13 protein-coding genes and 2 pseudogenes are annotated in these 13288 nt (G+C 64.4%); 8 read left to right on the top strand and 7 right to left on the bottom strand.

All coding sequences use genetic code 11. From position 1 onward, the window contains the following. The first annotated feature begins 294 nt into the window (after positions 1–294). Together AB4851_RS17320 and AB4851_RS17315 are read left to right on the top strand one after the other, a co-directional pair. Positions 295–594 carry a hypothetical protein gene (locus tag AB4851_RS17320; RefSeq protein WP_414450812.1) on the top strand — a complete coding sequence of 100 codons (300 nt, stop codon included), beginning with the start codon at positions 295–297 and terminating at the stop codon, positions 592–594. Positions 595–736: 142 nt separating this feature from the next. Then, positions 737–892: a hypothetical protein gene (locus tag AB4851_RS17315; protein WP_206125583.1), complete on the top strand. Its 156-nt coding sequence runs from the start codon at positions 737–739 to the stop codon at positions 890–892. Positions 893–984: 92 nt separating this feature from the next. On the opposite strand, the gene AB4851_RS17310 is transcribed toward AB4851_RS17315, so the two are convergent. From AB4851_RS17310 to AB4851_RS17295, 4 genes are all read right to left on the bottom strand, one after another. After that, on the bottom strand, positions 985–1677 hold the full coding sequence (locus AB4851_RS17310; protein WP_414443318.1) for a response regulator transcription factor: 693 nt from the start codon (positions 1675–1677) through the stop codon (positions 985–987). 64 nt (positions 1678–1741) lie between these two features. Then, a complete protein-coding gene (locus AB4851_RS17305) occupies positions 1742–3055 on the bottom strand; it encodes a sensor histidine kinase (protein WP_414451879.1) in 1314 nt (437 codons plus the stop codon). Positions 3056–3155: 100 nt separating this feature from the next. Beyond that, on the bottom strand, positions 3156–3833 hold the full coding sequence (locus AB4851_RS17300) for a response regulator transcription factor (protein WP_414443319.1): 678 nt from the start codon (positions 3831–3833) through the stop codon (positions 3156–3158). Between the two features lie 273 nt (positions 3834–4106). Then, the gene (locus tag AB4851_RS17295; protein WP_414450811.1) at positions 4107–4349 is read right to left on the bottom strand and encodes a hypothetical protein; all 243 of its coding nucleotides are present in this window, start codon (positions 4347–4349) and stop codon (positions 4107–4109) included. Between the two features lie 335 nt (positions 4350–4684). Between AB4851_RS17295 and AB4851_RS17290 the strand changes: the two genes are divergently transcribed. Together AB4851_RS17290 and AB4851_RS17285 are read left to right on the top strand one after the other, a co-directional pair. Further along, on the top strand, positions 4685–4987 hold the full coding sequence (locus AB4851_RS17290; protein WP_414450810.1) for a DUF4148 domain-containing protein: 303 nt from the start codon (positions 4685–4687) through the stop codon (positions 4985–4987). After that, positions 4984–5316 carry a DUF4148 domain-containing protein gene (locus AB4851_RS17285; RefSeq protein WP_414450809.1) on the top strand — a complete coding sequence of 111 codons (333 nt, stop codon included), beginning with the start codon at positions 4984–4986 and terminating at the stop codon, positions 5314–5316. The genes AB4851_RS17290 and AB4851_RS17285 overlap by 4 nt, the downstream gene beginning before the upstream one ends. A 342-nt stretch (positions 5317–5658) precedes the next feature. Here the strand turns inward: AB4851_RS17285 and gor are convergent, their stop codons facing one another. Together gor and AB4851_RS17275 are read right to left on the bottom strand one after the other, a co-directional pair. Continuing rightward, entirely contained in the window at positions 5659–7020 is a 1362-nt protein-coding gene (gene gor, locus AB4851_RS17280) for a glutathione-disulfide reductase (RefSeq protein ID WP_414450808.1), read from the bottom strand. Between the two features lie 269 nt (positions 7021–7289). Continuing rightward, positions 7290–8414: a porin gene (locus tag AB4851_RS17275; RefSeq protein WP_414450807.1), complete on the bottom strand. Its 1125-nt coding sequence runs from the start codon at positions 8412–8414 to the stop codon at positions 7290–7292. 248 nt (positions 8415–8662) lie between these two features. On the opposite strand from AB4851_RS17275, the pseudogene AB4851_RS17270 reads away from it, so the two are divergent. The 4 genes and pseudogenes from AB4851_RS17270 to AB4851_RS17255 form a co-directional block, all read left to right on the top strand. Then, positions 8663–8740, top strand: a pseudogene (locus AB4851_RS17270) (IS5/IS1182 family transposase); the annotation flags it as partial. A gap of 305 nt (positions 8741–9045) precedes the next feature. After that, a pseudogene (locus AB4851_RS17265) lies at positions 9046–9244 on the top strand (hypothetical protein); the annotation flags it as partial. Between the two features lie 163 nt (positions 9245–9407). Then, entirely contained in the window at positions 9408–11324 is a 1917-nt protein-coding gene (locus AB4851_RS17260; protein WP_414450806.1) for a phospholipase D-like domain-containing protein, read from the top strand. 3 nt (positions 11325–11327) lie between these two features. Further along, positions 11328–12635, top strand: coding sequence for a sel1 repeat family protein (locus AB4851_RS17255; protein WP_414450805.1), 1308 nt, complete (start codon positions 11328–11330; stop codon positions 12633–12635). A gap of 167 nt (positions 12636–12802) precedes the next feature. Here the strand turns inward: AB4851_RS17255 and AB4851_RS17250 are convergent, their stop codons facing one another. Next, on the bottom strand, positions 12803–13177 hold the full coding sequence (locus AB4851_RS17250) for a glyoxalase superfamily protein (RefSeq protein WP_414450804.1): 375 nt from the start codon (positions 13175–13177) through the stop codon (positions 12803–12805). Positions 13178–13288: the final 111 nt, after the last annotated feature.

The raw sequence follows: 13288 nt of genomic DNA, 5'->3' as shown, positions 1-13288 counted from the left end.
GCTAGCCGCGTGTGGAATGGCCGATCCGTACGCGGTGCGATGGCGCACAATTTAGGCAGTGCGCGTGACAGGGCGGTTATGAAAATGCCCTGAAAAATGAAGCCTTTTTCATCTTCGCGATACCCGCGATTCATGTCGTTCCCGACAGCTTGGCCGCCACGCATGAATTTCTTTTCACGTTGCGTATGCCGAACCGCTATCGCCCCCCCTCTATGCTTCTTGTCAACCCGACGCGCAGCGCAAGAAAGATTGCGCCGGGGATGAACCCAGTCATCAATCATGAGGATAACGAACATGAATTCCGCGAAGATCGTCGCCACCGCGCTGCTTGCCGCGCTTGCCGTCCCCGTCTTTGCCAACACAGTCTCAGGGCAGGCCGCCACGACCACGCAGAGGGTGCCCGCCGCCAGCAAGGACGGCGTGCCGGGCGGCGCCGCAAGCACCTGGACGGCGCAGTCGGGCACCCAGACCTATGCGCAGCCGTACGGCCAGCCGACCCATGAAATGACCCGCGCCCAGGTGTATGGAGAGCTGGTGCATGCCGAACAGGACGGCCAGCTCAAGTATCTGAATTCGACGCTCTATGCACACTGATGCACGCCGCTGCACGGCCGGCCTTCCGCGCGTGTTGCACCATCCCTCGCACCACCCCTCGCACGCGCCGGCCGGCCCGCAGGCACCGCGTTCGCATCACGCCTCCCGCTCCTCGCTGCCGTCATCGCCCCACTCGCCCAACATGAAGCTTCGTCCTCTGCTCGTTCGCACCGCCCGCCTCGCGCTCGTCGCGATGGCCGCCGGCGCCATGCTGTCCGGCTGCGCCGCCGCGCGCCCCAATGGTCCCGGCGATTGCGTCGGGCCGCCCGATTTCTGCGTGCCGTTCTTCGGCTCCTGATCATCGCGGCCCATGCAACAAGGGCGCGCTGCCGGCTGGCAGTGCGCCCTTGTCGTTGGTGGCGAGGCGGTTTTCTTCGTGCAACGCGCGCGTCAGGCGTCCGGCAGCGTCACCTGATAGCCGTAGCGGCTGACGGTATCGATCTTCACGTCGGGCAGATGGCGCGCGAGCTTGCGGCGCAGCCGCGACACCACGAGGTTCACGCTCGACGGATCGACGTCCTCCTTGTCCTGCCACACGTAGCGAATCAGTTGATCGCGCGGCACCGGCGCGTTGGGGCTGCGCATCAGGCATTCGAGCAGCAGGAATTCGCGGCGCGTGACGGCCAGGCGCAGCTTGCCGTCCTTCAGTTCGCGCGACAGCGTGTCGAACGTGGAGCTGGCAGCCGCGGCGGCCAGCGGCCCGTCGGCTTCGCGCGGCACGCCGAGCCGTTGCAGCGCCTGCAGGCGTTCATGCAATTCGAGGAACGAATACGGCGCGCCGAAGCATGCGTCGGCGCCGGCGCGCAGCGCGCGAATCCGCTCGCTGGCCGACGCCTGGCCGAGCAGCACCACCAGCGCCGCGCCGCCGCCATCGGCGACGAAGCGTGGCAGCGCATCGATCAACGCGGCATCGCTGCCGGGTTCGAGCGCGGTCGTCACGATCGCGTCGAACGCCTCCTGCGAGGCCAGGAACAGGCCGTCGCGCAGGTCGTCGGCGCGTTGCAGGCTGTGGCCGCTTTCCTGCAGCGCCTTGTGCAGCCATGCGGCTTCCGGATGTGGCGAGGTCACGAGCAGGATGCGCACGATCAGCGGCCCCCCGCACGTGACGAGATCAGCGGTAAAGAAACTCGCGCGATGGAGAACGGCGTCATACCAGCGTCCTCGGCCAGCATTCGATGGTCACGCGCGTGCCCGGGTCGGCGCTGCCGATGCGCAGCGTGAAATCGTGCACGTTGATCACCGTCGAGACGATGCTCAGGCCCAGCCCGTAGCCGGCCTGATGCCCCGTGCGGGTGCTGCGGTAGCGGTGCTGGAGCACGGCCTCGCGTTCGTCGGGCGCGATGCCGGGGCCGTCGTCCCACACGTCGATCTGCGGGCCTTGCAGCCGCTGCCGCACTTCGAGCCGCACGATACCGCCCGAGGCCGAATACTTGAGCGCGTTGTCGAGCAGGTTGGTCAGCGCCTCGAACAGCAACGCGCGATCGCCGTGCACCGGCGTCACGCGCTCGGTCAGCACTTCGAAATGAATTTCGCGGCTTTCGGCGAGCGGCTCGAACAGATCGCCGACATCCACCACCAGCGCTTGCAGATCGACTTCACCGAAACCGCCGCGCCGTTGCAGCGAGCCGATCTCGGCGATCCGCAGCATCGCGCGAAAGCGCCCGAGCAGCGCGTCGGTTTCGTTGCGCGCGCGCGAAACGAGGCTCGCGAGCGCCGCATCATCATAGGTGCCGGCACGTTCGGCGGCATGCGCGAGCAGCGTGTGAACGTGCGCGAGCGGCGTGCGCAGGTCGTGCGCGATGCCGTCGCACACGCCCTTGACCTCGTGCATCAGCCGCTCGACCTCGGCCAGCATGTGATTGACGAGATGCGACAGCATGTCGATTTCGTCGCGCCCGCCCACCGGCAGGCGCTGCGCGAGATCGCCGCGCGCGATGTGCTGCGTGACCTGGCGGATCGCCCGGATGCGCCGCATCTGCCGCACGCTGAGCACCAGCCCGCCGAGCAGGCCCGCGCCGAAACACAGCACGCCGCCCACCACCAGCGCGTTGATGATGGCGGTGCGAATGGCGAGGATATGAGTGAGGTCACGCGCCAGCACGAGCCGGTAACCGTTGGGCCGCATCTCGGCCATCGCGCGCACCACCGGCGCGACCTGGTCGCCGGCGATCTTGAGCGTGTGCGACAGCGTCTGGCCGTTGCGGTCGGTGGCCAGCTCCGCCGGGAATTCGAGCACGTCGCCGGCCACGTGCCGGCCGTCCGGCGCGAACAGCCCGTAGTAATTGGTGTGCATGCGCTCGTGTTCGAGCCGGCGATGGATCGCGCCCGGCAGATCGGCGTCGGCCATCGAATCGAAATAGATCATCTGCCAGTCGATCACGACGTCGGTTTCGCTCTTCATGTCGTGCGTGGTGCGCGAGGCGATCACGCCGAGCAGCAGCATCACCGACACCGAGAACATCACCGCATAGACGATGACCAGCCGGAACGTACTCGAATACCAGCGCAGCGCACCCGACCCGCCGGACGCGCGGCTTGCTTGTTCGCTCACGATGGATGGCTCACGACAGGATGTAACCGGCGCCGCGCACGGTCTGGATCATCGGGGCGGCGTCGGACGGATCGATCTTCTTGCGCAAGCGCCCCATGTGGACGTCGATCAGGTTGGTGCCCGGATCGAAGTGATAGCCCCACACGGCCTCGAACAGCATGGTGCGCGTGATGGTCTGGCCCGCATTGCGCATCATGTATTCGAGCACGCGGTATTCGGTGGGCAGCAGCGCGATCTCCACGCCGTCGCGCATCGCCTTGCGGCCGATCAGGTCGAGCGTGAGCCGGCCGACCGACAGCGTGGTTTCCGATTGGGCCGGCGCGGTGCGGCTGCGGCGCAGCAGCACTTCGAGACGCGCGGCCATTTCCTCGGGATCGAACGGCTTGGTGAGGTAGTCGTCGCCGCCGGCCCGCAGGCCGCGCACGCGTTCGTCGACGTCGCCCAACGCGCTGAGCATCAGCACCGGCGTGCGCACGCCGATGCTGCGCATGGTGGTGACGATGGTCAGGCCGTCGACGCCCGGCAGCATGCGGTCGAGCGTGATGACGTCGTAATCCTCGGTGAGCGCACGCGCCATGCCGTCGCGGCCATTGGCGACCCATTCCACGGCGAAGCCGCGATCTTTCAGTTCGCCGACGATTTCATTCGCAGTGATGTCATCGTCTTCGATAGTCAGGACTCGAAACATTGTCGTCCCGCCTGCCGCGAGGGAAGGCGGCACCGGCGATTCGTGATGAGAAGAGAGCGATGTTGCCATATCCGACCCGGGCGTTGAGCGGCCGTCGTGCGTCGACGGCTCTCGGCGCAGGCTACACGCGCGCGCGTGGCAAAAGGGTATCGGCTTCATTAAAGATTCTTCATGCGGCGTGCACGCGCCGCCGCCGCGCCATGGCCGGCGCGGTTCATCCGCCCTTCATCGATCGCGCGCGGCGTGTCGCGCACGCCACATGTCGGCCCGGGGTCAGCCCGGGTCGACCGCGAGCGCGCCGGCGCCGGGCCACCCTTGTGCGACGTTGCGTCGCATATTGCCGGCCGCGCGGCGGCGCGCGTCCTCGATCGCGCGATATTGGCGCTCGACCCTCGCGTGATCGAGCACCACATCGGCCACCGGGCCGCCGCTGCCCTGCACCTTCGCGTCGGCCAGTGCGCTCACGCACAGCGCGACGGCGGCCAATCCGATTGATCCGATGGTTCGCACGTTCACGCTCGTCTCCTCGTCTGCCTGGGGTCCGGGCCGGCGATGCTTCGGGATGCTTGAGGTTTCGTCGAGCTTGCCCGAGCGCGCCGGCGGTTTCAGCCGCTGCTTCCATCACGCTCCGAACGATACGCGAGCGCACCTGAAGCAACGCTGGCAGACACGTGAAAGTTATTTCAGCGAGCGGGCGGGGGCGACGATGAAGGAAGTTTCATGTCCGCTCCACCGTTTCGACAAACGCCCTCCACTAGTCTGCATTCCGTGATCTCGGCGATGCCACGCCGGATCGGACAACCCGGCCGGCACCGATACCGTCGGCCCAACCCGGATCAAGGAGCGAACCCATGAACACGCCAATCAAGAACCTGAAACGTGCCCTGCTGTGTGCAAGCCTGATGGCCGTCGGCGTCGCCGCCCACGCCGCGCCGCTGACGACGCAGCAATGCCATGACTACCCGTTCGTGAAGACCAGCGCGCCGGTCACGCACAAGCAGATCGTCAACGAGCTGTCGGAACTCGAATCGGTCGGCTACCAGCCCTCGGCCGGCGACGACAACACCTACCCCGACGACATCGACACCGCCCAGCAAAAGCTGACGCAGAAATACCAGCGCGACTGCGTCAAGCACACGGGCGCGGCCTCGTGAACACGGCGGCGCGCATCGCGCGAGCCGGCGCCGCGGCGGGCCTGACGGCCGCCGGCGCGGCCGCGCATGCGCTGCCCCTGACGGCCGGGCAATGCGCGAGCTACCCGTTCGCCACGCCGCAGGCCATGCGCTCGCACGCGTTGACCCGCAGTGACGTGACCCGCGAGCTGGCCGAATTGAAAGCAGTGGGCTTCTCGCCCACCCAGGTCAACGGCAGCGATTTCCCCGACGCCGTGCGCACCGCACGCCGCAGGCTGCTCAACGAATACCGGCGCGATTGCGGCGGCACGCTGGCGGCGAATTCGCCCGATCCCGCGCGCTCGCGCTGAACGCCAGGGCCACCGCCCGGTTTGCTTGACGCCCTCGATATTTCGTCATGCGAATCATTGTCGACAGGCTGCGTGCCGGAACACCGGTCACGCAACACGCCAGGGCCGCTGCCCGACTTGCCTGCCGCCTTCGATATTTCGTCATGCGAGGCGTGATCGGCAGGCCGCGTGCCGGAACACTGGCTACGCAACACGCCGGGGCCGCCGCCCGACTTGCCCGCCGCGCTCCATACCTCGTCATGCGAATCATTGTCGACAGGCCGCGTGCCGGAACACCGGTCACGCGACACGCTCGACGACGCGGCGCGCGCACCACGCGCCCCGCCCTCGCTGATTACACCGTCACGCCGGATCGGGCGACTTCGTGCGCAGCGTCACGAACTCCTCGGCCGCGCTCGGATGGATGCCGATGGTCGCATCGAACTGCGCCTTGGTCGCGCCCATCCGCACCGCGATCGCGATGCCCTGGATCGTTTCGGCCGCATCCGGGCCGATCATGTGCGCGCCGAGCACGCGTTGCGAATCGCGCGCCACCACGAGCTTCATGAAGATCTTTTCATCGCGGCCCGTCAGCGTGTGCTTCAGCGCGCGGAACGAGGTCTTGTAGATGTCGACCTCGCCATGCTCGGCGCGCGCCTCATGCTCGCTCAGGCCCACGGTCGCCAGTTCGGGATGACTGAACACCGCCGACGGAATCGCGCGATGGTCCGCCTCGACGCGCTGCGCGCCGAACAGGTTGGCGGCCAGCAGCGCGCCGTCGCGCGTGGCCACCGGCGTCAGTTGCGGGCGCGAGGTCACGTCGCCGATCGCGTGGATCGACGGCACGTTGGTGGCCGAGTAGGCATCCACATGAATCGCGCCGCTCGATTCGCAGGCCACGCCGGCCTGTTCGAGGCCCAGGCCCTGCGTGTTCGGATGACGGCCGGTGGCGTACAGCACCGCGTCGTACGGGCCGTGCGGCGTGCCGCCGATGTCGAGCGTCAACGCGCCATCGGCGCCGCGCACGATCGAATTGACCTGCGCATGGGTGTGGATCGCCACGCCGTGCTTGCTCATTTCCTCGTGCAGCACGCGGCGCAGGTCGTGATCGAAGTGGCGCAGGATTTCGTCGCCGCGATAGAACAGGTCCACCTGCGAGCCGAGGCCCTGGAAGATGCCGGCGAACTCCACCGCGATATAGCCGCCGCCCACCACCGCCACGCGCTTGGGCAGGTCGGGCAGATCGAGCGCCTCGCGCGAGGTGATCGCGTGCTCGATGCCGGGGATCTGCGGCAGCGTCGGCCACGAGCCGGTCGCCACGCCGATGTGCTTCGTCGTGATGCGCTTGCCGGCGATCTCCACCGTGTGCGGATCGACGATCGTCGCGCGCCCTTCGTGCATCGTCACGCCGGCATCGGCCAGCAGCTTCACGTAGATGCCCGACAGCCGGTTGATCTCGCGATCCTTGGCGGCGATCAGCGTGGGCCACGAGAATTCGCCGGGGCCGAAGGTCCAGCCGTAGGCCGCCGCGTCCTCGACTTCGCCGGGGAAGTGCGACGCGTACACCAGCAGCTTCTTCGGAATGCAGCCGCGCAGCACGCAGGTGCCGCCGATCTGCTCCACCTCGGCGATGCCGACGCGCGCGCCGAGCGATGCCGAGATGCGCGCGAGCCGCACGCCGCCGGAGCCGGCGCCGATCACGAACAGGTCATAGTCGTAGTCCATCGAAACGCTCCCCCATATTGTCGAGCAGGCACGATAGCAAGTTTTGGCGGCACGCGTGCGACGTGCCCGCGAGCCGGTCGGTGTCCCTACGTGAGACAGACATGGACGGCGAAAGCGGGGCGCAAAGCGGACCCGAAACGGGGGCGGAAACGGGAAAACGAGGACGTAAACGACACCGCCCCGGTGCCGGCGCGACCTGCATCGCGCAAAACCGGGGCGGAGCGGCCGAAGCCGGTGCCTGAATCGAGCCGGCGCGAGGCCGGCCGGGATCAGAAGATGTTGCGCAGGCCGATCGAGATGCCGGTCTGGTTGTTGCGGCCCGGCAGTTCGACGGTTGCCGCGCCGGTGGCCTTGTTGAAGTCCACGGTGCCGTAGATTTCGGTGCGCTTGGACAGCGCGTATTCGGCCACGCCGACCACCGCATAGCGGTTGCCGGTGCCGAGCACGCCGGTCGAGACCGTTTCGTTGCGGCCGTGGTCGTAGTAGAACGCGCCCGTCAGCGTGACGGTCGGGGTCGCTTGCCAGGCCACGCCGGCGTACGGGCCGTCGTCGATCCGGCCGGTGCCCTTCAGCGAGGCGATGCCCGGCACCACGGCTTGCTGTGCCAGCGTCGAATCCACGAAACCGGTGTCGTCCTTCGAGCGCAGGTAGCCCGCATACAGCTTCAGCGTGCTGAACGCGTAGACCGCGCCCGCGTGGAAGATGGTCTGCTTGTGGTTGGTGTTGTCGCTGTTCTGCTGCATGTCGGCGACCAGGTTCAACGGGCCGAACGCGTAGCCGAGCGAGAAGCCGTACATGCTGCCCGCGCCGATGTGGCCCGGGATCTGGCCCGAGAAGCCGTTCACGCCGGGGGTGGTGGTGTCGGTGCCGAACGAATACATCGCGCCGACCGACAGGCCGCCGAACTTGCCGTTGTACTTGACCGAGTTGTCCGCATAGAGGCCCGCGCCGAGCGACACCGGCAGCCATGCGTTTTCGAAGTAGTTGCCGACCGTCAGCGGATCGAACGTATCGGCCAGCAGATCGAACAGCAGCGTCTTCTGGCGGCCCAGCGTGACGGTGCCGTACTGGCTCGACAGGCCCACGTAGGCCGCACGGTTGAACAGGCGCGAGGCGCCGGCGCCGCTTTGCAGATCGAAACCGCTTTCAAGGTTGAAGATCGCCTTCAGGCCGCCACCGAGATCCTCGGTGCCCTTCAGCGCGAAGCGGCTGTTGGTGATCGCGCCGTTGGTCATGTAGAGACGGTTGTCGTTCTTCGCGTTCGAGTTCGTCAGGTAACGCAGGCTGACGTCGGCGACGCCCCACAGCGTGACCGAGCTCTGTGCGTGTGCTTGCGTGCCGACGAATGCCAGCATCAGGCCCCCAACCAATCCCGCGATTTTGGTCTGCTTCATGAGCGATCCTTTTCTTTATCGTTGACGGTGTATTTGTGGTCCGGCGCCGCGCTGGCGGACCGGATGCGCATCGCGCGCTTCTGGCGCGGACGGCGTGGGCCGCATCATAAAGTGACGAATGTAAGGAACAAAAAAGAATTGCTCGACGGCGGGCTCGGCTGTCGCCCGCGCGCAACGATCAGGGCGCGTGCGGATTGCGACGCGCGAGGATGCGCGTCAGGCAGGCGCGGCCTAGGGTGGCTGCGGGCACGGACCGGCGCAAGCTCGGCAGCAAGCACCACCTCATCGTCGACGCGCAAGGCATCCCGCTCGCGGTCGTCCTGAGCGGCGTATGGGATTTGCGGAACGCGAGCAAGGTCACATGTCCAATGTTTCAGCGGCCCGCGATTCGATAACCACAACGAAAAATAAGAATTTTCCAATCCGCTTTTAGTTCGTTGCTGATGTTTTTGCCATTTCCAATGGGCTAGCCTCTTGCGCTGCTGCCGGTGACGCAACACGTAAAGCCTCATGTCTCTCGCGGCCCGGCGCCAATCAGATCAATCCCCTCTCAAACGTCAGCCACCGCTGTTGCAAGGGTTCGGCTGCGCCGTTCGTATCGCTTGCTTGACCCTGCCCGGAGGCGTTTCGCATGTCGTCGATCCTGCCTACCCAAGCCTATACGTTGAAGCTCGCGCCACATCCGGCGCCGTTCTCCATGGGACGGCGTGAGCGAGCTGTATCGCTACGACATCGAATTCACGAGCCTGGCTGGCGGTGTCCCGATGGATCAGGTGATTGGCCGGCCCGCGAGATTCATCATCGCCCCGGTCGATCCCGACATGGAATACCGGGTCGATCCGGGCAATGGCGAACTGCCGAATCCGGGTTTCCATCATCACGAAAACAGCACGGACGCCGGCATCACGCCTGCGGGCGACCCCGTACAGCCCATCGCGAACGATGCAACGCGCTGCTCAACCTGCGTTCAAACGCCTCCTCCGACGACTGACCATGGCCAATCCTTCAAAAATCGTGGTGCCGATTGCACGCAACGAGACATCGTCCGCGATGCTGTGTCTGCCGTGGTTTCTCGACATGATCCCGGCGGGCCCGCGCGGAACCGGCAAGAAGTCGGGCAGCGTTGCCGAGTTTCATCCGGTACCGGCGTCCTACAAGCCGCTTGTCAACGGAGAGGAGGCATTCGGCGCGCTGTACGACGCGATTCTGGCAGCCAGGCATTCGATCGACTATATCTGCTGGGGCTTTCAGCCATCGATGTATTTCCGGCGGGGCGGCGGCGATTCGCTCTGCATTGGTGACCTGCTGATCCAGAAGGCGCGCGAAGGCGTGAAGGTCCGCATTCTGTGCTGGGCCGATACGTTTGCGGTGGCGCAGAAGCTGGAAAATCCGAACCCGGGATATGACCTGGTGCGCAGCGCGTTCACGCAAAACGAGAACACGACCCAGCTCGAATATGACCGGCAGTGGTATTACCTGGCTCGTATCACGCCGTCGCCGGCACAACGGGAATTCTCCGAATCTTTGCGGCGTTCGACTCGACCCGATGCTCAAGGCGCGAGCGCGAAGCCGTGGAAGAACATTCAGGTGGTCACGCGCGACTTTTCCCTGTTTGATCGGCTGGAAATCATGTACCGCGAGTCGAGATTCCGTTCGGATATCAACGTCGGAAAATTGGGGGTGATCGGCGGATATGGACTCGGTCCATCGCATCACCAAAAGACGGTGCTGGTTGATTACGAGGCGCCGAGTCAGGCCGTTGGCTTCGTGATGGGGCATAACACCCTCGACGCCTATTGGGATAACGATGCGCACAGCTACGCGCGCATGCACGCGCGATTTGGCCGCAATGGGGAAACGCCGCGCCAGGATATGTCCGCGCGGGTGACCGGGCCGATTCTCGAACATTTGAACGTGAATTTCTGCCGCGCCTGGCAGCGCAATGCGCATGTCGATCTGTTGAGCAAACGCAAGGCATTGGCCGCACAGCTGAAAGTTCGGCCGGAGTTGGGCACGCCGCTCATGGCGCAGATCGTCCGGACGCAGTCGCAGGAAGGCGTGCGCAACATCGAGGCGCTCTACTTGCAGGCGGCCAATAACGCCACGCAGTTTATCTACATCGAGAACCAGTATTTCCGGTGGGAACCGCTTGCCGCGAAGATCAAGTCGGTTGCGCAGACGCACGTATCTGCAGGGCGCGATCCCGGCAAGCATGGCCCGCTGTATCTGTTTGTGGTGACGAACTCGACCGACGACGCGGTGGGAATGGGCACGGGTACGACGTACGACATGCTCGATAGTCTCGGACGTGCGGACACCATGCCCAACGTGGCGCGGCTGGAGCGTGGCGAGCAACTCGGGATCGATGTGCAGCGTGCCGTCAACGAGGTCGCGGTGGCGCATTACGACCATGGCGCCAGTGGTCCGGTACGGCAGGACGCCGCGAGAAAGAAACTCCAGGAAGCGAAGCAGAAGCTTCAGGACAACGCCGATGAAAAAAAGCCGATCCTGCCTCAAGACATTCCGGGCTTGAAAGTACATGTTTGTACGCTGGTGGCGCCGGATTCACCGGCCAAGCAGTGGATGCCGGTGTACGTGCACAGCAAGATCATGATCGTGGACGATGTGTTCCTCACGCATGGTTCGGCAAATGTGAATTTGCGCAGTATGGAAGTGGATAGTGAGTTGAATATCTGCCATGAACATTCTGGTGTGACGCAGGCTTTGCGGAGGAGGTTGTGGGAGATGCATACGAATGGGATGGGGGCGCAGGATTTGCCTGGTGAGGCATTTAAAGCATGGGGGAATGTCATCAAGAAGAATGCTACTAATCAAGCCAAAGGTCTGACGCCAGTATCGTCGCTGGTTGGTTTCATGCGGACGTCAACGAGCCGACTTCGAGTGGACTGAGACATGAAAATAATCTTCATCGCGATTTCCATCATTTCACTGCTTTTGGCCTGCTCGAAAAAGGATAACCAATTGTCTTCGCAATCCGATATCAACGGTGTCCGCGCGAATCTCGCCTTCGCCTGTGTACACCAGGCAGATCGCCTGCCGCCGCTCGACCCGCAGGCGGACGAGTTTTTTAAATACGGCCTGTATCTTGAGAAGCAGGACGGTCCAAAGGATTTCAATAGCGCCGCACGCTATTACCGGATCGCTGCCGCTTACGGTCACTACAAAGCGAATCAAAATCTACAACGTCTAGTTTCGCAAGGCTATGCAGATTCGCCGTACCCGGATGTCGAAACGATTGACTTGGTGGATCAACTGATCAAGGCCGGCGTGCCGGGTGGGTATTACGATATGGGGCATTACCTTGAACTGGGCTATGGCGTGAAGCAGGACGCTGACGCGGCACGACGATACTTTCGCAAGGCAGCAGACATGGGTAGCCCGGAGGCGCAGGCCTACATTGGCAATCTGCTGGCTCCGATAGATAGGGCACCCGACGTCGCTCGACAGATGCGCCAATGTGCCGCCGAACAAGGGCACGCAGATGCAGCTGACACCTTGGGTATGGATCTTCAAACTGACAAGCTCTTTCCAGAAGCTGTAAAAGCTTTTCAGATGGCAGTGGCGGGGGGAGATACGCTGGCCGCCTTGACGCTTGAGGAAGGATTTGGGGCCCCTCCTGAGACCGACGGATTGTATTACCTCGCTTTACCCGGTGATCCGGAGCGATCCCGCCGGTACAAATTGATCGGGAACTTCATCGATCGCAACGACGGCCGCAACCCCAAGGTCCCGGACATCGACAAGATCGTCCCATTGCCGCCGGCCAAGCTGCCGGCATGGGACGGCACGTTCCAGTGGCAGAAAGAGCAGGACGTTGCAGTGCCGCCGCCCAAGCCGTCGGAAGAACTGCTCGACCAGCTTGCGAAGGCCAAGCATCTCGACCCCGCAACCGGCTTGCCGCTGTCCACTGCTGTTTCGAAGACATCGTCGGCGGATGAGCCGACAGCGACGCGCGTACGCCTGCCGATCGGAACGACAGCGAGAGCGGGGGCACGCTGCCCTGAGGGCGGCGTGTGGTGTGCCCAGATTCGCCCGGGGGTTCAGGCCGATACGACGCGGAACTTCAATCGAGGCGATGTCTTTCCGTTACTCGATATCTACGAACCTCGTCCGCTGGCGTTGCTCGACAGCGTACTGGGAAAGCGTCGCTATACGACAGACGTGATCTGGAAGCTGATCGCTCATGGAAAAGATGCGTGATGAAACGATCCGCTTGCGTGAGCGCCTTGGGCTTTCTGTGTACGCCCACCCGCTGGTTTAGGCATGGCTTCCTGTCCGGCCAAACAAGACAGAAAGTTAACACCGCGTCGGAAAATCAACAGGCCAAAACACTAATTTCGCAACAGCTTCTTCGATTGTGCGGATGGTCATGCGGCGCGGTTTCCGTTCAGTTCGGTGAAGCGCAGGCGGTTGCCGAACGGGTCCGCCACCGTCAGTTCGCGCCCCCACGCCTGCGTCTCGATGCCGGGCCGCGCGAAACCGTAGTGCTTCGCGATCAGTTCGGCATGCAAAGCGTCGATGCCCGCCATCGGCACGAACACCGTCGAGCCGGGCGTGGCGTCGCCGTGATGCTCGCTTACGTGAAGTTCGAGATCGCCGCGCTTGAGCGCCATGTAAAGCGGCAGGCCCGGCTCGAAGCGGTGTTCCCACAACACCGCGAAGCCGAGGAAGTCGACATAGAACTCGCGGGCCTTGGCCTCGGAGAAACTGCGCAGAACCGGAATCGCGGGATGGATCTTCATCGGGGCCTCGAACGGTGAGAAAAGGGGTGCACGGCGGTTACGCGAAACGGGGCAACGCACCGCGAAAGAGCGATAGGGCGATACGGCCAACGGCATGCGTCGGCCTGCACG

Origin of the sequence: Burkholderia sp. 22PA0099 (genome assembly GCF_047497165.1) — a bacterium.
Taxonomy (GTDB): Bacteria; Pseudomonadota; Gammaproteobacteria; order Burkholderiales; family Burkholderiaceae; genus Burkholderia.
The sequence above is the reverse complement of the archived record's forward strand: the minus strand, read 5'-3'. Positions and strand labels throughout refer to the sequence as shown.